Source organism: Pseudomonas sp. 50_B, from assembly GCF_017491625.1.
GTDB classification, from domain to species: Bacteria; Pseudomonadota; Gammaproteobacteria; order Pseudomonadales; family Pseudomonadaceae; genus Aquipseudomonas; species Aquipseudomonas danubii.
Genome location: NZ_JAFGYX010000005.1, coordinates 86,049 through 106,195 on the forward strand (window position 1 = coordinate 86,049; position 20,147 = coordinate 106,195).

The 20,147-nt window shown below is 59.4% G+C and carries 27 protein-coding genes; 7 read left to right on the forward strand and 20 right to left on the reverse strand.

Going from position 1 to position 20,147, the window contains the following annotated elements; genetic code table 11:
• The first annotated feature begins 2 nt into the window (after positions 1 to 2).
• From J5M73_RS08820 to tsaA, 3 genes are all read left to right on the forward strand, one after another.
• Entirely contained in the window at positions 3 to 713 is a 711-nt protein-coding gene (locus J5M73_RS08820; protein ID WP_102861434.1) for an rRNA pseudouridine synthase, read from the forward strand.
• Between the two features lie 66 nt (positions 714 to 779).
• Entirely contained in the window at positions 780 to 1,241 is a 462-nt protein-coding gene (locus tag J5M73_RS08825; RefSeq protein ID WP_047284181.1) for a DUF1456 family protein, read from the forward strand.
• Positions 1,242 to 1,317: 76 nt separating this feature from the next.
• On the forward strand, positions 1,318 to 2,013 hold the full coding sequence (gene tsaA / locus J5M73_RS08830) for a tRNA (N6-threonylcarbamoyladenosine(37)-N6)-methyltransferase TrmO (RefSeq protein ID WP_102861433.1): 696 nt from the start codon (positions 1,318 to 1,320) through the stop codon (positions 2,011 to 2,013).
• A 119-nt stretch (positions 2,014 to 2,132) separates the two neighbouring features.
• Here the strand turns inward: tsaA and fpr are convergent, their stop codons facing one another.
• Complete coding sequence (gene fpr / locus J5M73_RS08835; protein ID WP_016966062.1) at positions 2,133 to 2,912, reverse strand: ferredoxin-NADP reductase; 780 nt, start codon at positions 2,910 to 2,912, stop codon at positions 2,133 to 2,135.
• A gap of 119 nt (positions 2,913 to 3,031) precedes the next feature.
• Between fpr and J5M73_RS08840 the strand changes: the two genes are divergently transcribed.
• Positions 3,032 to 3,958, forward strand: coding sequence for a LysR family transcriptional regulator (locus J5M73_RS08840; protein ID WP_102861432.1), 927 nt, complete (start codon positions 3,032 to 3,034; stop codon positions 3,956 to 3,958).
• Here J5M73_RS08840 and J5M73_RS08845 read toward each other — a convergent pair.
• Both J5M73_RS08845 and erdR read right to left on the reverse strand, forming a co-directional pair.
• On the reverse strand, positions 3,955 to 4,317 hold the full coding sequence (locus tag J5M73_RS08845) for a diacylglycerol kinase (RefSeq protein ID WP_011059587.1): 363 nt from the start codon (positions 4,315 to 4,317) through the stop codon (positions 3,955 to 3,957). The genes J5M73_RS08840 and J5M73_RS08845 overlap by 4 nt on opposite strands.
• 73 nt (positions 4,318 to 4,390) lie before the next feature.
• Positions 4,391 to 5,041, reverse strand: coding sequence for a response regulator transcription factor ErdR (gene erdR, locus J5M73_RS08850; RefSeq protein WP_102861431.1), 651 nt, complete (start codon positions 5,039 to 5,041; stop codon positions 4,391 to 4,393).
• A 237-nt stretch (positions 5,042 to 5,278) separates the two neighbouring features.
• On the opposite strand from erdR, the gene J5M73_RS08855 reads away from it, so the two are divergent.
• Entirely contained in the window at positions 5,279 to 6,187 is a 909-nt protein-coding gene (locus J5M73_RS08855; RefSeq protein ID WP_102861430.1) for a DMT family transporter, read from the forward strand.
• Here the strand turns inward: J5M73_RS08855 and J5M73_RS08860 are convergent.
• A complete protein-coding gene (locus J5M73_RS08860; RefSeq protein WP_102861429.1) occupies positions 6,171 to 6,881 on the reverse strand; it encodes a tRNA-uridine aminocarboxypropyltransferase in 711 nt (236 codons plus the stop codon). The genes J5M73_RS08855 and J5M73_RS08860 overlap by 17 nt on opposite strands.
• A gap of 191 nt (positions 6,882 to 7,072) precedes the next feature.
• Here J5M73_RS08860 and J5M73_RS08865 point away from each other — a divergent pair, with 191 nt between their 5' ends.
• Positions 7,073 to 7,498, forward strand: a complete 426-nt coding sequence (locus tag J5M73_RS08865) for a quorum-sensing-regulated virulence factor family protein (RefSeq protein ID WP_102861428.1) — start codon at positions 7,073 to 7,075, stop codon at positions 7,496 to 7,498.
• A 1-nt stretch (position 7,499) separates the two neighbouring features.
• Here J5M73_RS08865 and J5M73_RS08870 read toward each other — a convergent pair whose 3' ends face one another.
• Positions 7,500 to 7,694, reverse strand: a complete 195-nt coding sequence (locus tag J5M73_RS08870; RefSeq protein ID WP_102861427.1) for a hypothetical protein — start codon at positions 7,692 to 7,694, stop codon at positions 7,500 to 7,502.
• 452 nt (positions 7,695 to 8,146) lie between these two features.
• Between J5M73_RS08870 and J5M73_RS08875 the strand changes: the two genes are divergently transcribed.
• On the forward strand, positions 8,147 to 9,265 hold the full coding sequence (locus tag J5M73_RS08875) for a TIGR00730 family Rossman fold protein (RefSeq protein WP_102861426.1): 1,119 nt from the start codon (positions 8,147 to 8,149) through the stop codon (positions 9,263 to 9,265).
• A 40-nt stretch (positions 9,266 to 9,305) separates the two neighbouring features.
• Here the strand turns inward: J5M73_RS08875 and recX are convergent, their stop codons facing one another.
• The 15 genes from recX to J5M73_RS08950 form a co-directional block, all read right to left on the reverse strand.
• Complete coding sequence (gene recX, locus J5M73_RS08880) at positions 9,306 to 9,773, reverse strand: recombination regulator RecX (protein ID WP_102861425.1); 468 nt, start codon at positions 9,771 to 9,773, stop codon at positions 9,306 to 9,308.
• Between the two features lie 8 nt (positions 9,774 to 9,781).
• Positions 9,782 to 10,834: a recombinase RecA gene (gene recA / locus J5M73_RS08885; RefSeq protein WP_011059579.1), complete on the reverse strand. Its 1,053-nt coding sequence runs from the start codon at positions 10,832 to 10,834 to the stop codon at positions 9,782 to 9,784.
• A gap of 83 nt (positions 10,835 to 10,917) precedes the next feature.
• Positions 10,918 to 11,418 (reverse strand): CinA family protein, encoded by a 501-nt coding sequence (locus J5M73_RS08890; RefSeq protein ID WP_102861424.1) that lies wholly within the window; start codon positions 11,416 to 11,418, stop codon positions 10,918 to 10,920.
• A gap of 245 nt (positions 11,419 to 11,663) precedes the next feature.
• The gene (locus J5M73_RS08895) at positions 11,664 to 11,996 is read right to left on the reverse strand and encodes a hypothetical protein (protein WP_102861423.1); all 333 of its coding nucleotides are present in this window, start codon (positions 11,994 to 11,996) and stop codon (positions 11,664 to 11,666) included.
• Between the two features lie 5 nt (positions 11,997 to 12,001).
• Complete coding sequence (locus tag J5M73_RS08900; RefSeq protein WP_102861720.1) at positions 12,002 to 12,190, reverse strand: Com family DNA-binding transcriptional regulator; 189 nt, start codon at positions 12,188 to 12,190, stop codon at positions 12,002 to 12,004.
• 70 nt (positions 12,191 to 12,260) lie between these two features.
• Positions 12,261 to 12,767, reverse strand: coding sequence for a hypothetical protein (locus tag J5M73_RS08905; protein ID WP_102861422.1), 507 nt, complete (start codon positions 12,765 to 12,767; stop codon positions 12,261 to 12,263).
• Between the two features lie 156 nt (positions 12,768 to 12,923).
• Positions 12,924 to 13,487 (reverse strand): glycoside hydrolase family 19 protein, encoded by a 564-nt coding sequence (locus J5M73_RS08910; RefSeq protein ID WP_016966077.1) that lies wholly within the window; start codon positions 13,485 to 13,487, stop codon positions 12,924 to 12,926.
• 50 nt (positions 13,488 to 13,537) lie between these two features.
• Positions 13,538 to 13,966, reverse strand: a complete 429-nt coding sequence (locus J5M73_RS08915) for a phage tail assembly chaperone (RefSeq protein WP_243433732.1) — start codon at positions 13,964 to 13,966, stop codon at positions 13,538 to 13,540.
• An 8-nt stretch (positions 13,967 to 13,974) separates the two neighbouring features.
• Positions 13,975 to 15,243 (reverse strand): tail fiber protein, encoded by a 1,269-nt coding sequence (locus J5M73_RS32155; RefSeq protein WP_308412653.1) that lies wholly within the window; start codon positions 15,241 to 15,243, stop codon positions 13,975 to 13,977.
• Positions 15,244 to 15,341: 98 nt separating this feature from the next.
• The gene (locus tag J5M73_RS08925) at positions 15,342 to 15,704 is read right to left on the reverse strand and encodes a tail fiber assembly protein (RefSeq protein ID WP_102861421.1); all 363 of its coding nucleotides are present in this window, start codon (positions 15,702 to 15,704) and stop codon (positions 15,342 to 15,344) included.
• Entirely contained in the window at positions 15,701 to 17,512 is a 1,812-nt protein-coding gene (locus J5M73_RS08930) for a phage tail protein (RefSeq protein WP_102861420.1), read from the reverse strand. The genes J5M73_RS08925 and J5M73_RS08930 overlap by 4 nt, the downstream gene beginning before the upstream one ends.
• Positions 17,513 to 17,527: 15 nt before the next feature.
• Positions 17,528 to 18,127: a putative phage tail protein gene (locus tag J5M73_RS08935; protein WP_102861419.1), complete on the reverse strand. Its 600-nt coding sequence runs from the start codon at positions 18,125 to 18,127 to the stop codon at positions 17,528 to 17,530.
• On the reverse strand, positions 18,115 to 19,155 hold the full coding sequence (locus J5M73_RS08940) for a baseplate J/gp47 family protein (RefSeq protein ID WP_102861418.1): 1,041 nt from the start codon (positions 19,153 to 19,155) through the stop codon (positions 18,115 to 18,117). The genes J5M73_RS08935 and J5M73_RS08940 overlap by 13 nt, the downstream gene beginning before the upstream one ends.
• Positions 19,145 to 19,543, reverse strand: a complete 399-nt coding sequence (locus J5M73_RS08945; RefSeq protein WP_102861417.1) for a phage GP46 family protein — start codon at positions 19,541 to 19,543, stop codon at positions 19,145 to 19,147. Before J5M73_RS08945 ends, J5M73_RS08940 begins: the two co-directional genes overlap by 11 nt.
• Before the next feature lie 2 nt (positions 19,544 to 19,545).
• Complete coding sequence (locus J5M73_RS08950; protein ID WP_102861416.1) at positions 19,546 to 20,052, reverse strand: phage baseplate assembly protein; 507 nt, start codon at positions 20,050 to 20,052, stop codon at positions 19,546 to 19,548.
• Positions 20,053 to 20,147 lie beyond the last annotated feature (95 nt).

The following is a 20,147-nucleotide window of genomic DNA, read 5'->3' on the forward strand; positions in this document are numbered from 1 at the left end:
ACATGACTGACCCGATTCGTCTCTCCAAACGCCTCATCGAACTGGTCGGCTGCTCCCGCCGGGAGGCTGAGCTGTTCATCGAGGGCGGCTGGGTCACCGTAGACGGCGAAGTCATCGACGAACCGCAGTTCAAGGTCGGCGCGCAAAAGGTCGTCCTCGACCCCGAGGCCAAGGCCACCGCCCCGGAGCCGGTAACCATCCTGCTCAACGTGCCCGCCGGCCAGGATCTGGACAGCGCCATGCAGTCCATCAGCGCCGACAGCCTGTCGGACGAGCACCGCTACGGCAAACGTCCGCTGCGCGGGCATTTCCTGCGCCTGACCGCCAGTGAAGACCTGCAACCCAATGCCAGCGGCCTGTTGGTGTTCACCCAGGACTGGAAAGTGCTGCGCAAGCTGACGGCCGATGCGGCCAAGATCGAGCAGGAATACGTGGTCGAGGTCGAAGGCGAGATGATCGACCACGGCCTCAACCGCCTGAACCACGGCCTGACCTACAAAGGCCGCGAGCTGCCGCCGGTCAAGGCCAGTTGGCAGAACGAGAACCGCCTGCGCTTCGCCATGAAGAATCCGCAGCCGGGTGTGATCGCGCTGTTTTGCCAAGCCGTCGGCCTCAAGGTCGTCGCCATTCGCCGCATCCGGATCGGCGGCGTGTCCATCGGCAAAGTGCCGCTGGGCCAGTGGCGCTACCTGTCGGCCAAAGAGAAGTTCTAAAGCCGCCCCCATTCAGACGCCGTGCCCTGGCGCGGCGCTCAACGCGCATTGATCAGGACTGTAACCATGATTCATAACGATGTACTGCGCAGCGTGCGCTACATGCTCGACATCAGCGACAAGAAGGTCGTGGAGATCATCAAGCTCACCGGCTTCAAGGTCAGCCTGGACGACATCGTCAGCTACCTGAAGAAGGACGAGGAAGAAGGCTTCGTGCACTGCCCGGACGAAGTCATGGCGCATTTCCTCGACGGCCTGGTGATCTTCAAGCGCGGCAAGGATGAAAGCCGTCCGCCGCTGCCGATCGAACTGCCGGTGACCAACAACATCATCCTGAAGAAACTACGCGTGGCCTTCGAGCTCAAGGAAGACGACATGCACGCCGTGCTCAAGGCCGCCGACTTCCCAGTGTCCAAGCCCGAGCTGAGCGCGCTGTTCCGCAAGTTCGGCCACACCAACTACCGCCCTTGCGGCGACCAGTTGCTGCGCAACTTCCTCAAGGGCCTGACCCTGCGGGTTAGAGCTTAAGGCAGCTGCAAGCTTCAAGCTGCAAGTTCAAGGCTTGTAGCTTGCGGCTTATCGCTCAAAGCTTGAGGCTTGCCAAATGACCTACAGCGTTTCGCCCATCGGTTTCGTGCGCTCCTGTTTCAAGGAGAAATTCGCCATCCCGCGCCAGCCGCAACTGGCCCCGGCCGCTCGCGGCGTATTGGAGCTGGTGGCGCCCTTCGATCAGGGCGACGCGGTGCAAGGGCTGGAGCAGGTCAGCCACGTCTGGCTGCTGTTCCTGTTTCACCAGGCCCTGGAAGACAAGCCGCGGCTCAAGGTGCGCCCGCCGCGCCTGGGGGGCAACAAGTCCATGGGGGTCTTCGCTACCCGAGCAACCCACAGACCCAACGGCATCGGCCAATCGGTGGTCAAGCTGGACAAGGTCGAGGCCAACCGCCTGTGGATCTCCGGCATCGACCTGCTGGACGGCACGCCGATCCTCGATATCAAGCCCTACGTGCCTTACGCCGACATCATTTCCACGGCGAGCAATGACATCGCCAGCGCCACGCCGCAGATTATTCCGGTGCAGTGGCAGGATAATGCCCTGCAACAGGCTCAGATCCACGCTCAGCGCCTTAAGGAGCCCCTGGTGGAGTTGATCGAGCAGTGCCTGGCCCAGGATCCGCGCCCGGCCTATCAGGTGCCCACTGCCGAGCGGGAATACGGTGCGCAGTTCTGGGATCTGGATGTGCGCTGGCATTACCCCGAGCCAGGGCTGATCCGGGTGCTGGAAGTGGTCCCGGCGGGCTGAACCCCGGAAACGAAAAAGCCCGCGTTGCCTTCCCAGGCAACGCGGGCTTTTCTGTGTCTGCTAGCCGCCCAGTCAGCACCAATGCGCTGCCTGGACGGTCTTCGCGAGCAAGCTCGCTTCTACTTCTCGACGAAGGCGCGCTCGATCAGGTAGTCGCCCGGTTCACGCATGCGCGGCGAAACGGTCAGGCCGAAGCTGTTGAGCACTTCGCTGGTTTCTTCCAGCATGCTTGGGCTGCCGCACAGCATGGCTCGGTCGTCCTGCGGGTTGATGGGTGGCAGACCGATGTCGCGGAACAGCTTGCCGCTGCGCATCAGGTCGGTCAGGCGGCCTTCGTTCTCGAACGGCTCGCGGGTCACGGTGGGGTAGTAGATCAACTTCTCACGCAGCGCTTCGCCGAAGAACTCGTTCTGCGGCAAGTGCTCGGTGATGAACTCGCGGTAGGCGACTTCGTTGACGTAGCGAACGCCGTGGCACAGGATCACTTTTTCGAAACGCTCGTAGGTTTCCGGATCCTGGATCACGCTCATGAACGGCGCCAGTCCGGTGCCGGTGCTGAGCAGATACAGGTGTTTGCCCGGCTTCAAGTCATCCAGCACCAGGGTGCCGGTAGGCTTTTTGCTGATGATGATCTCGTCGCCTTCCTTCAGATGCTGCAGTTGGGAAGTCAACGGACCGTCTGGAACCTTGATGCTGAAGAATTCGAGATGCTCTTCCCAGTTCGGGCTGGCAATGGAGTAGGCACGCATAAGCGGACGGCCATTGGGCTGTTGCAGGCCGATCATCACGAACTGACCGTTCTCGAAGCGCAGACCCGGGTCGCGGGTGCACTTGAAGCTGAACAGAGTGTCATTCCAGTGATGAACACTGAGGACACGCTCGTGGTTCATGTTGCTCATGTACGGGGGCTCCTAGAAATTGCCTGCGCTAACCATGAGCGCAATTGCACAGCATTCTAATGGCGGCGACAATATCTGTTAACTGGATTATTAAGATAAGGGTTATCGGTTATATCGATATGCGATTTACTCTCCGTCAACTGCAAGTCTTCGTCGCCGTCGCCCAGCAAGAGAGCGTTTCTCGTGCTGCCGGGCTTCTGGCCCTGTCGCAATCGGCGGCCAGCACCTCGATCACCGAGCTCGAGCGCCAATCCAGTTGCCAGCTGTTTGATCGCGCCGGCAAGCGCCTGAGCCTCAACGCCCTGGGCAAACAGCTTTTGCCACAAGCGGTGGCACTGCTGGACCAGGCCAAGGAGATCGAGGACCTGCTCAATGGCAAGTCCGGATTCGGCTCGCTGTCGGTGGGCGCGACCCTGACCATTGGCAACTACCTGGCGACCCTGCTGATCGGCAGCTTCATGCAGGTGCATCCGGAAAGCCAGGTGAAGCTCCATGTGCAAAACACTGCGCATATCGTGCAACAGGTGGCCCACTACGAAATTGATCTGGGTCTAATCGAAGGCGACTGCAGTCACCCGGATATCGAGGTGCAAACCTGGGTCGAGGATGAGCTTGTGGTGTTCTGCGCGCCCCAGCACCCTTTGGCCAAACGCGGCCACGCCACCATGGAGGAACTGACCCACGAAGCCTGGATTCTCCGGGAGCAGGGTTCCGGGACCCGCCTGACCTTCGACCAGGCCATGCGTCATCATCGCAGCGCGCTGAACATCCGCCTGGAACTGGAGCACACCGAGGCCATCAAGCGTGCAGTGGAGTCGGGATTGGGGATTGGTTGCATCTCCAGGCTGGCGCTGCGAGATGCCTTTCGTCGTGGCAGCCTGGTGCCAGTGGAAACACCGGGCCTGGATCTGGCCCGGCAGTTCTACTTCATCTGGCATAAACAGAAGTATCAGACTTCAGCCATGCGCGAGTTCCTCGAACTGTGCCGCTCCTTTACCGCCGGGGTACAGCGCAGCGACGAAATCGTCCTGCCGAGCATTCCTTAGATCAGGATCACGGCCCACACGATGGTGATCATGCTCAGGGCGACAAACTGCGCCGCGCTGCCCATGTCCTTGGCGTTCTTCGACAACGGGTGACGATCCAGGGAAATCCGGTCGATCGCTGCCTCCACCGCCGAGTTGAGCAATTCGACGATCAGCGCCAGCAGGCACACGGCAATCAGCAGCGCGCGCTCGACCCGGCTGACGTTGAGCAGGAAGCTCAAGGGAATCAGGATCACGTTGAGCAACACCAACTGACGAAATGCCGCCTCGCCGGTGAAGGCGGCGCGCAAGCCATCGAACGAATAGCCGGCGGCGTTGAGGATACGTTTGAGACCGGTTTGACCTTTGAAAGGCGACATAAGCTGAGCAACTGAAAAGAGGAGTGGGGAAACTAGTTCAACCAAAGTCAAAAAAGCGTGAACAACCCGTGGGTTAATGGCTGGAAATTGACTCAAGTTGTTGCAAGAGCAAGGCCGCCTGGGTCCGGGTGCGAACCCCGAGCTTGCGGAAAATTGCCGTCACGTGAGCCTTGATTGTCGCCTCGGAAACACTCAGCTCATAAGCGATCTGCTTGTTCAACAACCCCTCGCAGACCATGGTCAGTACCCGAAACTGCTGAGGCGTCAGGCTTGCCAGGCCTTCGCTCGCGGCCTTGGCTTCCGCCGAAACACTGACTTCTTCAAAAGCTTGCGGCGGCCACCAGACGTCACCATCAAGGACGCTGCGCACCGCCTGCTGAATGACTTCCAGGGAGCTGGACTTGGGAATGAAACCGCTGGCCCCGAACTCGCGGGAACGAACCATGACGGACGCTTCTTCCTGCGCCGAAACCATCACCACCGGAATCTGCGGATACTGCCCGCGCAACAGCACCAGGCCAGAAAAACCGTAGGCACCAGGCATGTTCAGGTCCAACAGCACCAGATCCCAGTCAGCTTTTTCGGTGAGGCGGGCTTCCAGCTCGGCGATGCTCGCCACTTCCACCAGACGCACATCAGGACCCAAGCCCAGAGTGACAGCTTGATGCAGTGCACTGCGAAAAAGCGGGTGGTCATCGGCAATCAGGATTTCGTATGTGGCCATTTTTCAAATGATCCTGTTTTTCATGGCAGGACTGATGCATTCAGCCCTCACCCAGCAACATGGGGGCTCGCCAGAATGCGATACCCAAAGAGCACGAACACCGCGAAAAGCCTGAGCAAAACGGTGGTTCAAACAGCGCTGGCGCCCTAATCGGCGCCAAGCATGCCCAGCGAAGCCAGGGTGGTCAAGCGTGAAGCTTTGCGGCATCTTAGCCAGCTAACTAATAAGAGAGCCCTCATGCGAAGCCAAGCCTTGCGTGCCGATGTCCTGATGCTGATCACCGCTGTCATCTGGGGGGCTGCGTTTGTCGCACAATCCTCCGGCATGGATCATATCGGCCCCTTCCTCTATTCCGGCCTGCGTTTTGCTCTGGGCTCACTCTGCCTGCTACCACTGGTACTACGCAGAACGCCCGCCGACCGCCACCCTGCCCCCCCGCTCAATTGTGGCCTGTTGCTTGGCGGCGTACTCATGGGCCTGGCCCTTACTCTGGGGATCAACCTGCAGCAGGTCGGTCTGATGTTTACCAGCGTAACCAATGCCGGGTTCATCACCGGGCTCTACGTCATTGTAGTGCCGCTGCTGGGACTGCTGATCGGCCACAAGACGGGACTAGGTACCTGGCTCGGCGCGGTGCTGGCCGTGGTGGGCATGTTCCTGTTGACCGTCAGCGACAGCTTTCACGTTGCGTCCGGCGACTGGCTGCAATTGATCGGCGCCTTTGTCTGGGGCGCACACGTGATTCTGGTGGGCGTATTCGCCAGCCGCCACGACCCGATTCGCCTGGCCTTCCTACAATTTGCCACCTGTTCGGTGGTGAGCCTGATCCTTGCGCTGTGCCTGGAGCCGATTCACTGGAACGCGATTGTCGCCGCCGGTCCGGCCATTCTTTACGGGGGCGTGATTGCTGTCGGCATCGGCTACACCCTGCAAGTGATTGCCCAGAGGGACGCGATCGCCTCCCACGCGGCAATCATTCTGTCCCTCGAAGCCGTGTTTGCCGCCATCGCCGGGGCCTGGCTGCTGGATGAATCACTGCAGCTGCGCGGTTACTTCGGCTGCGCACTCATGCTCAGCGGCATGTTGGTGGCCCAGCTATGGCCGCAAAAACCCCTGGCCAGCGCCGCCACTACACAAAGGGCTTGAGCCGGGAGTGCACTTCATCCAGAGGATCGATGGCCTTCTGGAACTTCGCCGACAGGTAATGAGTGCTGAATACGTCAAGGTAGGCGTCCATGACCTGGCTGACCTGCTCGTCCCCCGCCAACTCCAGGCACAGGGCAGCTACCTCGGCGGTACAGAAATGGTCATCACGCTTGGAGCGCCGCAACTTGTAGCGCGAGAGCTTCTCCGATGACAGGCTAAGCACCGGCAAGTGCTCAAGATAGGGGCTCTTGCGAAACATCTTGCGGGCTTCGCTCCAGGTGGCATCCAGCAGAATGAACAGCGGGCGCTTGCCTTCCTCCTGCCGGACCTCGCTGACCACTCGCTCGGGGGCCACGAACTCTCCGGGAAAGACGATATAAGGCTGCCACTGCGGATCAGCCAGTAAGGCCAGCAATTGCGGATCGACTTCGGTACGGGACCAGTGAAACGCCCAGGTATCGGCAATCACATCAGCGATCAACCAGCCGGTATTACTCGGTTTGAGCGGCTCCACATCGTGCATCACCAGGCACATGGCCGACTCGGCGCTGACCTTGGGCCGCCAGGCACACAGGCAATGGCTGGGAATCACTCGGCAACGCGGGCAGCGCTCAGCGCGTGAGCCCCGCGCAAAAAAGGGTTTGACCGCACGAGCCATGCGCAGATCACGTAGACGGGATACCGCATGGCTCATCGCTGAGCACACCGGCAAAGGACAGGAATAGACACGGAAATAACTCGAAGGGGTAAAAAGTCGGACAAGTTTATCAGAGCCATCTGTTCAAACCTGTACCGCCTTCCTAGCTCTCCCCCTATAATTCGTCGCCACTGAACGCACAGTCGAGTGGCTGGTCGAAGCATCAGTCACTGCACCAGGAGAGTTTCATGTTGCGCTTTACCATCCCTACCGTCGCCCTTCTGCTGGCCTTGCCCCTGGGTGTCCAGGCTGCGTCCTTGCAAGAGTTCGAACTGAGCAAAATGCTGGAGAAGGTCGCTGCGGAAAGCAACGTCGGCACTCCCCGGGAAGTCAACGAGAACATTCTCGATCAGGGTTATACCGTTGAAGGCAAGGAGTTGATCAATCACCTCAGCGTCCAGGCCGGCCACGCCGAACAAATGCGTGCCAACCCCAAGGCCGTCTACTTGCAGCTGGGTGCCAGCGTCTGCCGTAACCCCAACTACCGCAAGCTGATGGCCAAAGGCGCAGTCATGCGCTACGAGTTCACCGAAAACCGCACCAATCGCCCTGTAGCCTCGGCGCGCTTCCAGGAATCGGATTGCCCTTCCCAAAACACGCCCAAGAAGAAGTGAATCAAGGACGGGACGCGCGCCGCTGCTGATCATCGGCGCGCAACTCCGCTACCAGGGCCTGCAGATATCGCGAAGGCCGCTCCTCCCCCGCCAAGCGACGCCGGCACTCTTCCTCAAGACTCAAATGATGGGCTGCCGCCGCAGCTTGCAACAGCTGGTACAACTGCGGATCGACTTCCAACACGACAGTGGTCATCCCTTGCCTCCCTGCCCTAGGCTTGTACGGACGGATGGCCGCGCCCCCTTCCTGGAGCCGGCTCCTGAACCGAGCGCTGCACTTTAGTAAATCAGAGGCTCGAGCCCTTGCCGCGGCGCCTGACCAATGGTGCCAAGGCCGCTAAATTCACTAAGAAGCGGTTGCCAGCCAAGACTTTATGGGCACATGATCAAGTCATGTCCGAAGGTTCCCATCGATTGTTCCAGGACGGTTCAGGAGGCCGTTCTTGTGCGTCTTGCAGTGCATTTTTTCTTAATAAAGGAAAGCAGAACCTCTGTGGATACCTCGATTGCTGCCCAGCGACGGTCAGCGGTGATCGGGTCAAGAGAGTTGCTCACACGCTGGGCTGAGCAGGCAGCGACACAGGTTGTGTCGTGGCACGTTCGAATACCTCGGCCGTGCACAAGGTTCTGTGCAGAAGGAGAAGCTGAATGCCTTACCAATCGAATGACCTGTTAACTCGTCATTTCCAAAGCAAGGGCGTCGACCTCACAAGCCAGGTCGAAGCGCAACTCAACCAGATTGCCCCCAACAGCCCGAATATCCCCCTCTACCGCGACATGGTTCTCACCGTCCTGCGCATGGCCGAGGACGACCTCAACCGCTGGAACGCCAAGATTACCCTGCAAGCGCTACGCGAGCTGGAACATGCCTTCCGGGTACTGGAACAGTTCAAGGGCCGGCGCAAAGTGACGGTATTCGGCTCGGCGCGAACGCCCAGCGAACATCCGCTTTATGCCATGGCCAAGGAACTGGGAGCGGCCCTGGCCCGCTCGGACCTGATGGTGATCACCGGCGCTGGCGGCGGCATCATGGCAGCGGCTCATGATGGCGCAGGGCTGGAGCACAGCCTGGGCTTCAACATCACCCTGCCCTTCGAACAGCATGCCAACCCCACTGTGGACGGCACGGAAAACCTGCTGTCGTTCCACTTTTTCTTCACACGCAAGCTGTTTTTCGTCAAGGAAGCCGATGCCCTGGTGCTTTGCCCTGGTGGTTTCGGCACCCTGGACGAAGCCCTGGAGGTCCTGACCCTGATCCAGACCGGCAAAAGCCCTCTGGTACCGGTGGTATTGCTGGACGCACCTGGCGGGCAGTTCTGGCAAGGCGCCCTGGACTTCATCCATAACCAACTGGAGGCCAATCGCTACATCCTGCCCAGCGACATGAAGCTGGTGCGCCTGGTACACAGCACCGAAGAAGCAGTTAAGGAAATCCAGCAGTTCTACGCCAACTTCCACTCCAGCCGCTGGCTGAAACAGGAGTTTGTCATCCGCATGAACCACAGCCTCAATGAGCAGGCGCTGGAACACATGCAGACAGCATTCGCCGACCTGTGCCTGAGTGGCCAGTTTCGGCAACATACCTACAGTGGAGAGGAGCACGACGAAGTTCAGTTCAGCCATCTGACGCGGCTATCGTTCGTTTTCAACGCTCGTGACAACGGCCGTCTGCGGGAACTGATCGACTTTATCAACCTGCCGGAGAACTGGACCAGGCAACAATCCGAGACCCGCCAGCGCGCACGAGAAACCAGCAAAGTCAGCTGACCTGCACCATCACCCGCTGCACCAGGCAGCGGGTACAACTTCAGTCATCCATCCCTCGGCCGCTCAATAGACGGCCGATCATGTCCATGGAATACCCGCGATAACTCAGAAAGCGCCCTTGCTTGGCCCGTTCACGGGCATCCACAGGAAACTGCCCGGCAAACTTGCGCTGCCAGACGTCTCGCAACTGCTCTTGCCAGTCGATACCGCACTCGCGCAGCGCAAGATCGATATCACCTCGCTGCAAGCCACGCTGGCTGAGCTCTTCGCGAATACGCATCGGCCCGTAACCTGAGCGCGCACGATAGGAAACAAAACTTTCGAGATAACGGGATTCGGACAGCAGCCCCTCTTCCGTCAAACGGTCCAGGGCGACTTCGATCATTTCAGGAGGAGCGCCGCGCTGACGCAGTTTACGCGTCAGCTCGACTCGACCGTGCTCGCGTCGCGCGAGCAGGTCCATTGCTGTTCGCCGCACCGCGACGAGGGTATCGAGTACGGCGGTCATTGGATCAATCAGATATCAGCGTCGGCCATATCGTCTTCGGTCTCTTTGACCGGATTGGCTTTGACGTCTGGCGAAGCGGTCAGCAGCTTCTCGCGGATCTGCTTCTCCAACGCGTTGCCGATTTCCGGATTGTCCTGCAGGAACTTGGCCGAGTTGGCCTTGCCCTGGCCGATCTTGTTGCCCTGGTAGCTGTACCAGGCACCGGATTTCTCCAGGAAACCATGCAGCACGCCCAGATCGATGATTTCGCCGTTGAGGTAGATACCCTTGCCGTAAAGAATCTGGAACTCGGCCTGACGGAACGGCGGAGCCACCTTGTTCTTGACGATCTTGACTCGGGTTTCGCTACCGACTACCTCGTCGCCTTCCTTCACCGCACCGGTACGACGGATATCCAGACGAACCGAAGCGTAGAACTTCAGCGCGTTACCACCGGTGGTGGTTTCCGGGCTGCCGAACATCACGCCGATCTTCATGCGGATCTGGTTGATGAAGATCACCAGGCAGTTGGCATTCTTGATGTTACCGGTGATTTTACGCAGCGCCTGGGACATCAGGCGGGCTTGCAGGCCAACGTGCATGTCACCCATCTCGCCTTCGATTTCAGCCTTGGGCACCAGGGCCGCCACGGAGTCGACGATGATCACGTCAACCGCGTTGGAGCGCACCAGCATGTCGGTGATTTCCAGGGCCTGCTCGCCGGTATCCGGCTGAGAAACCAGCAGGTCGTCGACGTTGACACCCAGCTTGCCGGCGTATTCCGGATCCAGCGCGTGCTCCGCGTCGACGAAGGCACAAGTGGCACCGGCTTTCTGCGCCTGGGCAATGACCGACAGGGTCAGAGTGGTCTTACCGGACGACTCAGGGCCGTAGATTTCAACGATACGGCCTTTTGGCAGACCGCCAATGCCCAGAGCAATGTCCAGACCCAGAGAGCCAGTGGAAATGGCCGGGATCGCCTGACGGTCATGATCGCCCATACGCATTACGGCACCCTTGCCGAATTGACGTTCGATCTGACCCAGGGCCGCAGCCAAGGCTTTCTTCTTGTTGTCGTCCATTAAAGTCCTCACGTAATCAATAAGGCCTGACGGCCAACACCTGTATAAGTAGCCAGTATTATTCCACAGCGCTCGAGGATCGCCTACCCCTGATTTGCGATTTCTGCTGCAGCGTGTTGCAGCAACCCCTCTAGCGCGGCCTTCACCGTTTGTCGGCGAACCTCATCGCGATTCCCGGGGAAGTGCCGGCACTCGGAGGTCAACGTCTCTCCCGCACCCCAGGCCAGCCAAACCGTACCCACCGGCTTCTGCGCAGAACCGCCATCCGGCCCAGCGATACCACTGACCGCCACCGCAAAATGCGCATGACTCTTGGCCTGTGCCCCACGGACCATGGCCTCTACCACTTCACGACTGACCGCACCAACCGAATTGAACAAATCGGCCGGCACATTCAATTGGAGGGTCTTCTGGCGGTTGGAATAGGTGACATAACCGGCCTCAAACCAGGCCGAACTGCCCGGGATCCGCGTGATCGCCTCGGCAATCCCGCCGCCAGTGCAGGACTCCGCCGTGGTGACGTGGGCATTCAGAACCTGCAGACGCCGACCGAGTTCAGCGGCAAGCTGGGTAATTTCTTTCACAGTTCTCTCCTGATGGGGCTGGCGTGTGCTTACCGTACACCAGGAAAGAAGGCTTGCAAGTGACAAGCTGTCAGGAAAACCAACAGCTCTGGAACAAGGCTTCAGAGGATCTGGCGCGAACAGTCCATCATTGCGTCAGGAACAGCGCCAGCCACCAAGCTGACGCGGCCAGTCCAGCGATCAAAGCCTGCCGAAATGAGCAAAAGCACCGGCGCCCGTTGATCCCTCTTCTCTGCGCAGCCAGGTCAGGCCAGCAAGTCCCAAGTCAAAGCTATCGCGCCACCCGGAGTGGATGCGTATGCCCACAGTGCCTGGCCTGCGGGAATACGGATCGGGTACGGCATGACAATCTCGGAGTCGCTGCCGGAAATGCTAGAGCCGTTGCCAGAGAAGATGACGGCCGAATTGGAGATGGAAGAGCCGGTCGGTCCCACATACAGGTCGACAACACCGGTCGAGGTCTTGATCAACCCCGTCTGGATGATCAAGCCACCGGTGTTTTGAGCGGCCGAAACGATCTCCACAATCCCTTTTGGGAATACGGTAATGAAGTGCTTGCCCATGGTTACTGCGTTCATATTTTTCACCTTTGAGTGGAATGGTCCGTCACTGAGAGTGGCGTTTTCATGTCGCTCAAAGGCGATTGCCCAAGGCTCGAGGCCTTCACATGATTCAAGGTTCCGCAGCGGGAACATTTGATCTGGAGCTCGGTAAAGTCACCCACACGGGCGAGCAGTCGTTTGCAATGACCACATCTGCATTCTTTTAACATCGACAAGTCCATTTGATTTCAACTGCCCCACACCGCGGCAGCGATCCATCTCATAAATGTCTCAAGGCCGTCAGTGCATCGCCGGGGCACCTTGCAACAACGCCTGAGACTTTCGCACCCACTGCTGCAATGCTTTCAGTTGCTCGGCGTTTGCGTGGCATTGGCTGTAGTTGTCGACGACGCTGGCGGCGACGGTAGAGAGTGCAAGGCCCGAGGCGGCGTCATCAGCGACGCCGGGGCCTGCGGCCACGGGCAGGTTGGCGGCACCGGCGTCGTGCACCCGGACAAAACCAGCAGGTACAACGCAGGCGTTATCAGCCGCTTTCGAAACATAGATAGGAACCTCCTTGGTGATAGTGGCGCCCGCCTGATAGACCTTGACGACGCGATCGACGTACTCGACCACCACCTTCTCCTTGACCCTGCCCAACGCCTGGCCCTGCTCGAAGGATTGTTGCAGTCGAGCCTCGTCCAGGCGCTGCTGCTTACTGCGTTCGCTGCCGGCACCGCTGACGAAGCCAAGGGCATAGAGCAACCCAGCTACGACGGCGAGAGCCAGCCAACTGCGGATATTCATCACGCCCTCCCTTGACCGATGTGAAATGCATCAAATGGCCTGCAAAAATCCCTGTAGCCGCTGCCGCAGGCTGCGAAAAGGTCCGCAGGACCTTCCCTCCAGGTCCAATCGCAGCCTACGGCAGCGGCTACAGAAGGTGCCCGCCTCCCCATGAACTCAGACCACGGGCAGGCACAGCACCGCCCGCGCCCTGGCCCAGAGTTGCAGGCGATCCTGCAAGCCGTTCAAACCGCCATTGATGCGACGGGTGATGCTGTTGAACTCATCGCGATCGGCCAGGGCATTGAGCCCGCCGCGCTCCCAGAACCAGGCCGCCGACTCGGCGGCCCATTGCGGCTGCTCCAGCAGCTCGGGCAACTCCAGCAGGCGCTCATCGCCAAACAGCCCGAGGCTGCACTGGCGGTAGTTGCTGCGCCCGGTGATCTGGATCAGCCCACGCCCGCGATACCGCTGGCCGTCGCCATCGGCCTCGGGGGTGTTGCCCAGGCGTGCCGCGAGCGTGCCGGTGTCGTACTTGCTCAGGTATTGATCACTGCCCAGCTCGCGCACGTATTGCAGTTGCCCGGATTCGTGACCGATCTGGGCAAGAAAGGCCGCCTGGCGCTTCGGCGTATCGATCTGCCGATGAGCCATGGCGGTGTTGAGTGGAGAAACAAAAACGCCCGCTTGGCGGCGGGCGTTAGGCATGATTTGTTGCAGTTGTTGTTCGGTAATAAGCATGTTCTGTGTTTGTAAGTCGGATAAGAAAACGCCCCGGCGGTGCGGGGCGTTTATTGGGTCTGTTCAGTTATCCACGATGGTGCAACAGGGCGATATCGACTATTGGGAAAATTGGCAGATTGCGGCCAATCGCGTAAAGCTTGGATATACACAAGCAGAGTATTGAACTGCTCACTATCAAGACTAGTCGGTGCTTTAATTTCCAATTGATCACGGTGCCGCTCACGCAGCCATATGACGGACATCAGATTTTCATCGCGCCACGCTCGCTCTTGGCTTGAAGAATCCTGGACCACTTTAGGCGCATCAATTAAGAATGGCAGCCCTTGTTCATCATGCGCGCGAATCTGACCAGGCAAAGGATTTCCAATCACAGATTGATAAAGCGCCTCCGATATCTGGATAGCATCCATTGGGATACGAGCATGAACCCCCATGAGATATGTCGTCTGTGTTGTCTTGCTATAAAGTCTTTTCATCTCAGATCTCAACTTCCAATTGCAATCCAACGAATAGGAATTCCGGCACTCATAGCAGTTCCATTATTACTATCAAGCCTCCATCTCGCGCCCGTGAGTGTTATTAAGTCAAACGCAACAATAGGGATACCGCCTGATCCAGAAGTATTGAGGCCTACATTGATATTAGTGGCACCGGGTGCGCCCAGCACTACACGTGTAGCGTCTGGAAATGCCATAGGAAAGTTTAATGTACCAAACGGGGCAGAACCTCCAGTTGCGGAGACCACCCCCCACTGGAGAATGAATCCTCCTAGCCAACTGGGTAAAGCAATATATCCGTTAGGTGAAAGACTGATTGAAAATCCCCATCGCAGCTTATTCGGAGTGACAATCACGGAGTCGTCTGTCCCTGTAAACGTCTGCGCTAACGTCGCGACCCTCGCTGTACCCTGATTCATCTCTGTCGCCTGAACAGCTAATGGAGCCAACGCAGCGACATCGATATTCCCCTGGTTGATGGGAGCGTTCCAGGCCTTGATACACCACATCACCGCCAGGTTGCGAGGACGGGTTTCAACTCCACCTGATGGATTTGTCCTTAGATTTTCATCATCAGTAACTCCGTTACCAGTATCACCATAAACCCAAGAATCAAACACACTTCCAGCACTCGAACTGTCCTTGACTGAGTGTGCATGACTCTTGAACTCATCGGCCTGCCAACTGCCGACAGTCCGCCCAGCATCCACCCCACGACCATGATCCCAACCCCGCAGGAACTCCCCCCGAGACTCCGGCAAACGGAAGTTACCCGCGCCCTCGCCTCCGGTGTTGAAGGTCGTCCCCAGATAAGCCGCCAAATCCGGATAAGTCGCAGCGCTCTGCACACTACCATCCACCTCCAGGAATCCCGGCGGCACCGTGCCCTTGGGAAACGGCACCATGGCCCCCACCGGCAAGGCCGACATGTTCTTCAGCAACGCTTCGATCTCGGCCTTGGTGTAGGTCACCGACTTGGTGTACGCATCGGTGATCCCATACTCGGCCAAAGTCGTGCGGATCTTTTCCGGCGGAATCGAATCGCGCACGATCGCCTTGATCGCCGCCAACAACTGGTCATGCTCGGCCTCGGCCGGCTCCTTCCCACCCGCACGAATCACGTTGAGCAATTCATCGGTCACTGCATTTCCCCAGTCGGAAGAAATCAGTGAGCCGACTTGCCCCGTGACCGGGTTCTCGTCGACAAACTTCCCATTAACCAACCCAACACTTGGCACACTCTTTGGATAATCCACTCGTCTGTCCTCTCGTTGTCATTCATCCACACCGACACAGCTCGGTGTGGACATAGTTAGAAAACTGGAAAAGAAAACGCCCCGGCGAGGCGGGGCGCTTATTGATTCAATATTTCATCTGGAGATAGAGGCCACTGAAAATCACTCGAAAATAAATCCTGCTCCTCAATCCTATTAAGACTGATTCGATAATTTTTCCACAGCAAAAGCTGCCTTGCTTCTACGTCTGTAATACAACCGATATCCATTGCATCCTGTAATGGGCCCATCCTGTATGCAGCTAACGTCAGCAACTCACTTCGTTGTGCCTTCGCTAGAACAGAAAGCTCTTCAATACTAGGAGGGGAAGGCATCACCTGCACGGGCTCAAATTCTGAATAAACTTCATTCGAAAAAAGCTCATCAGCCCCCTCTATCGCACGCCACCCCTGAACACCATCATTTCGTACAGCCCAACTCATACATCGTCCTCCCAGCCATAACACATCAGCCCTGCGGCGCCTGCTCCCCAGTAGTAAACTCTTGGCTCCTCCAGCACAAACCGCCCCTGGGTATTGTGCTGCGTATTAGTAGAGCCGGTGCTATTGAGCGGTGGACTATTGGGCCCAATGTAACCACCGATGTAACTTGCGTTTGGCGCAGCTGAAGAGTTGCTGTTGGTTGCCCCAAGTAGTTGAAGGCAGATACCTGTGGCCGTTGGCGGAACAAACTGGAAAATGCTGACAGCAACAAGAGCTGTGGCGGTCCCCATGGCCCCCGACGCCATCATTGGAAGTGATGCCAGGTTCGAACCTGACGCAACTTTGTAACGACTGCTCCGACCGGCCTGTACATATGACAGTGGGTATCGGTTTGCCGTAGCGTCTGTGAAAAATGCGCTCACGCGCGTCGCAATGAAACCTGCGGGAATAATCGGTTCAAACACAAACCTCAGCGTTGTATCTACGGCGGTCATGAGCGCAGGCACGCTCGCCGTGATCTGACTCGACGAGTCAACAGACTTGATGAAAGTTCCTGGCGGAAAGCTTGCTCCACCGAACGGCATTCCAACACGCATTGAAGAAGTGCTGGCAATGCCGGTAACGACTGCCGAACCGACGATGGTCGAACACTGGACTGCCGGCATCAAGGCAGCAATACCGGCGACTTGAGTGCCATTGGATACAACCCAGGCGCTGTACCAACTGGAAGCCGCAAGCACACCGCTATCGAGACCGTTCAGACCTATGGTTTGCAGGTTGATACTCAGGTCCACGGCATTCAATGCCTGTGCCGCACTACCTTTACCGACAATCAGGCTGCGAGCCTTCACCGAGATCAGTGCATTGGTTCCCGAAGCAGAAACGTAGAGTCCCTGATAGCTGCTACCCGATAGAGCTTTGAGCTTCTGAACTTCGGCAGCTAGAGCAGCGACATCGATGTTTCCCTGATTGCTCGGTGCGTTCCAGGCTTTGATGCACCACATGACTGCCAGGTTGCGCGGGCGGACATACATAGCCGAGTAAGGAGTAGCATCAGATCCAGTGGCCCCTGCATTAATATCTAAAATACCGGTCAGAGGGAACGAAGGTGTGCCATCAGAGTTAAGCCTCGACTTATGGGCTTCAATGCTGTCATCGGCGCCGTTGTAAAACGAAACAACAGCAGCAGATGTCTTCGTCCCATCACCCGCACTGACAATTGTTGCGGCCTGTCGACTGCCAATACTCCGTCCACTATCGACGCCACGACCATGGTCCCAACCTCGAAAGAACTCCCCCCGCGACTCAGGCAACCGGAAGTTACCCGCGCCCTCGCCCCCGGTGTTGAACGTAGTCCCCAAATAAGCCGCCAGATCCGGGTAAGTCGCAGCGCTCTGCACACTGCCATCCACCTCCAGGAACCCCGCCGGCACCGTGCCCTTGGGAAACGGCACCATGGCCCCCACCGGCAGGGCCGACATGTTCTTCAGCAGCGCCTCGATCTCGGCCTTGGTGTAGGTCACCGACTTGGTGTAGGCGTCGGTGATGCCGTACTCGGCCAAGGTGCTGCGAATCTTCTCTGGCGGAATCGAATCACGGACGATCGCCTTGATCGCCGCCAGCAACTGGTCGTGCTCGGCCTCGGCCGGCTCCTTCCCACCCGCACGAATCACATTGAGCAATTCATCGGTAACCGCGTTTCCCCATTGCGAGGAAATCAGTGAGCCGACTTGCCCCGTGACCGGGTTCTCGTCGACAAACTTGCCGTTCACCAGCCCTACGCTGGGAACACTTTTCGGATAATCCACTTGTTCTTGTCTTCTCTAGTCATAGTTGATGTACACCTGGGTATGCGCCGGTGTACTGCGATGGATAAGGCACTCCAGGGCGCTCCCCGGATTCATGCCAAAACGTTCGCCCCAATAGCTCGCGCCGAAACGCCGGCCCAGTTGCAGGCGGCCACCGGTATTGAGGGTCCACATGAAGTTCGCCCGCCAGGTGCCGAAATGCGCATGACCAAAGCGTGAGCGGCCCATGCGCGGGGTACTCAGCTCAGTGACGCTGGCATTGGGGTAGCCCTGGCTGCGGGCGATTTCGACGAAGTAGGCGGCGCGCTGGCTGCCCACCGCCAACAGGCGGCGGCGCACGGCCAGGCGCCGGTCTTCGAACAGCGGGGTCAGGCCCAGGCAGGGATCGGGCAGGTTCATGACCTTTTCCCAATCGGTCACCAGTTCGCTGACGCTGGCCGGGTCCATTTCGTTTTGCAGGTCCACGGCCCGGGCGTCGATGCGCGCCAGCTCCTGGGAGACGCCCTGCAACACTCGCTCAAGCTCCGGCACCCGCTCCGGGTCCCAGGCCGGGCCGCTGGGCAGCAGGCTGCGCAACTGATCCTGGTACTGGGCGGCGCTTCTTATTGCTGCCATTGACAACCTCCGAATACCAGCAACTGATTGTTCGCCGCCGGCACATCGGCCAAGGGCGCCAGCAGTTGGTGATCCTGCTCGCCGGTGGCGCTGCTGATGGCTTCGCGGATATGGCTGAGCAACAGGGTCTGGCCCAGGCCGGCCTCGCGGCTGTGCAGGTCGCGCAGCTGGTCCTCGACCGCGGCGCGCACCGCGCTGGTGTCGGGAGTCAGGCGCAGTCTGTAGATCACCGGCAGCATCACCGGGGCCAGTACATGCACCTCGGCGGTCACCGGGCGCAGCGGCTCGATATACGCCTGAACCTGCGCCAGTTGCTCGGCGTTGGGGATCGGCTGCGGGTCATCGTCACGCATGACGAACAGGCCCACCGTGCCCGGCCCCAGGTAATTGCGCCGGCACCAGGCACGGGTGATCCCCGGGCATTCCAGGGCCCAGGTTTCGTAGTCGTCCGCCGAGCCGCCGTGGGGAATGATCCGGTAGGAACGGATTACCCGGGAGCGCAGGGACTCGAGGCTTTCCCGGGCTACGCCACCGGTCAGCCCCGGGGCCAGGACGGTGAATGCGTTGCCGATGCCTTGCACCGGCTGCACCGCGGTCAATTCCAGGCCCGCATCGGCATTGCCCAGGGTCCCGCCATCGACCGCCTGGATAGTGGTGCTGTTGAGCCCCGCGATGGCGGTGCGGGCGGCCGTCACCTTGTAACTGCGACCGTCGCTGCTCTGCAGCAGGGTGTCGACATCCAGCACGGCACCGGCCGCGGCGTTGAAGCTGACGCTGCCACGGGCCGCCTGGGCGGCCTTGCGCGGCTGGTTCAGGCGCAGGGCAGCGATGCGTTCCAGGGTCGACTCATCGGCCTTGTCCGGGAGGATCTGCTCGGCGATCCAATCCAGGTAGCCATACAGGCCAAAGGCGGCACCGCTCAGGGTGCGGGCCAGCACTTGGGCATCGGACTGGCGCAGCGAGTCGCTGGCCAGGTCGCTTTGGGTGCGCTGAATCAGCACCGGCAGCGAAGGGGTTTCAAACGGCATAGGTCACCTGCCAACTGTGAGTGGGGTTGAGGTCCAGGCGTTCGCCGTCGGCCAGGATCAGCACCGTGCGCAGGTTCAGACGCTGGGCGTCGAGGCGCTCGGTCATGATCTCCACGGCGTTGCAGTGGCCATCGTCGATCAGCCACTGCAAGGCCTCGCGGGCATAGAACTCGGCGTCGAGCTGGGTCTGCCGGCTGAGCTTGACCCGGCGCAGCAGCCACAGCCGCGAGCCGATGCGGTCGTCGGCCACCGTGGGAAAACTGTCGCCCCACCAGCCGTAGCGCTGGTCATCGTCCAGAGCGTCGTCATCAGCAGCACGGCGCCAGGTGAACAGGCTGATTTCCACGGCCCGGGTCAGGGCGTTCTTCAGGTCATAGGTGGCGAACATGCTTAACCTCCCACCGGCGCGCCGGTCTGCGCCGGGCCGGGTTGCACGCCGCTGTGGACGTGGTTGATCTGGCTGATGCCGGCGGCGACCTGATCGCCCTGGGAGACGATCTTGCCGCTCATGCTCAGGGTCGGGCTGTCGATGTTGACGCCGCTGCTGGCGCGGATATTCAAGGTCGCGGTGTCGATATCGATGACCCGCCCGCGCTTGAAGTGGATCTTGTCGCCCTCGTCGGTGTAGATCGCCACTTCGCCGGCAGCCAGGGCCTTGAGGCGATAGCGCCGGTCCGCCACCACCAGCACCACCGCGTGTGACCGGTCGCCGCCGAGGAAGGTGGCGATGCCCTCGGCGCCGGCCAGGGGATTGCTGGTGAAACCGTAAGGCTCGAAATGCTCCATGTCGTCGTTGACCTCGCCGGCGGTAAGGCGCATTTGCAGCGATTGCAGTTTGTTGGCCGAGTTGGAGAGCACCACGGTGCCCCGCGCCAACAGGCGTGTCAGTAGGCTCATGCTGAGTTCCTTGGAGGGTAGGAGCCGGCTTGCCGGCGAACAGGGGTTGCGCGGTTTCGGGCCGGATGCCTTCGCCGGCCACCCGGCGCCTACGG

Excerpts from the sequence above, each read along its gene's own strand:
- J5M73_RS08875 (WP_102861426.1), top strand. The coding sequence starts at position 8,147 with ATGCCTTACCAATCGAATGACCTGTTAACTCGTCATTTCCAAAGCAAG.
- tsaA (WP_102861433.1), top strand. The coding sequence starts at position 1,318 with ATGACCTACAGCGTTTCGCCCATCGGTTTCGTGCGCTCCTGTTTCAAG.
- J5M73_RS08905 (WP_102861422.1), bottom strand. The coding sequence starts at position 12,767 with ATGAATATCCGCAGTTGGCTGGCTCTCGCCGTCGTAGCTGGGTTGCTC.
- J5M73_RS08860 (WP_102861429.1), bottom strand. The coding sequence starts at position 6,881 with ATGAGCCATGCGGTATCCCGTCTACGTGATCTGCGCATGGCTCGTGCG.
- J5M73_RS08825 (WP_047284181.1), top strand. The coding sequence starts at position 780 with ATGATTCATAACGATGTACTGCGCAGCGTGCGCTACATGCTCGACATC.
- J5M73_RS08870 (WP_102861427.1), bottom strand. The coding sequence starts at position 7,694 with ATGACCACTGTCGTGTTGGAAGTCGATCCGCAGTTGTACCAGCTGTTG.
- recX (WP_102861425.1), bottom strand. The coding sequence starts at position 9,773 with ATGACCGCCGTACTCGATACCCTCGTCGCGGTGCGGCGAACAGCAATG.
- J5M73_RS08945 (WP_102861417.1), bottom strand. The coding sequence starts at position 19,543 with ATGTTCGCCACCTATGACCTGAAGAACGCCCTGACCCGGGCCGTGGAA.
- J5M73_RS08820 (WP_102861434.1), top strand. The coding sequence starts at position 3 with ATGACTGACCCGATTCGTCTCTCCAAACGCCTCATCGAACTGGTCGGC.
- J5M73_RS08950 (WP_102861416.1), bottom strand. The coding sequence starts at position 20,052 with ATGAGCCTACTGACACGCCTGTTGGCGCGGGGCACCGTGGTGCTCTCC.
- J5M73_RS08900 (WP_102861720.1), bottom strand. The coding sequence starts at position 12,190 with ATGTTAAAAGAATGCAGATGTGGTCATTGCAAACGACTGCTCGCCCGT.
- J5M73_RS08845 (WP_011059587.1), bottom strand. The coding sequence starts at position 4,317 with ATGTCGCCTTTCAAAGGTCAAACCGGTCTCAAACGTATCCTCAACGCC.
- fpr (WP_016966062.1), bottom strand. The coding sequence starts at position 2,912 with ATGAGCAACATGAACCACGAGCGTGTCCTCAGTGTTCATCACTGGAAT.
- J5M73_RS08855 (WP_102861430.1), top strand. The coding sequence starts at position 5,279 with ATGCGAAGCCAAGCCTTGCGTGCCGATGTCCTGATGCTGATCACCGCT.
- J5M73_RS08840 (WP_102861432.1), top strand. The coding sequence starts at position 3,032 with ATGCGATTTACTCTCCGTCAACTGCAAGTCTTCGTCGCCGTCGCCCAG.
- J5M73_RS08935 (WP_102861419.1), bottom strand. The coding sequence starts at position 18,127 with ATGGCAGCAATAAGAAGCGCCGCCCAGTACCAGGATCAGTTGCGCAGC.
- J5M73_RS08865 (WP_102861428.1), top strand. The coding sequence starts at position 7,073 with ATGTTGCGCTTTACCATCCCTACCGTCGCCCTTCTGCTGGCCTTGCCC.
- J5M73_RS08940 (WP_102861418.1), bottom strand. The coding sequence starts at position 19,155 with ATGCCGTTTGAAACCCCTTCGCTGCCGGTGCTGATTCAGCGCACCCAA.
- J5M73_RS08895 (WP_102861423.1), bottom strand. The coding sequence starts at position 11,996 with ATGAACGCAGTAACCATGGGCAAGCACTTCATTACCGTATTCCCAAAA.
- J5M73_RS08915 (WP_243433732.1), bottom strand. The coding sequence starts at position 13,966 with ATGAAAAGACTTTATAGCAAGACAACACAGACGACATATCTCATGGGG.
- J5M73_RS08910 (WP_016966077.1), bottom strand. The coding sequence starts at position 13,487 with ATGCTTATTACCGAACAACAACTGCAACAAATCATGCCTAACGCCCGC.
- recA (WP_011059579.1), bottom strand. The coding sequence starts at position 10,834 with ATGGACGACAACAAGAAGAAAGCCTTGGCTGCGGCCCTGGGTCAGATC.
- erdR (WP_102861431.1), bottom strand. The coding sequence starts at position 5,041 with ATGGCCACATACGAAATCCTGATTGCCGATGACCACCCGCTTTTTCGC.
- J5M73_RS08925 (WP_102861421.1), bottom strand. The coding sequence starts at position 15,704 with ATGAGTTGGGCTGTACGAAATGATGGTGTTCAGGGGTGGCGTGCGATA.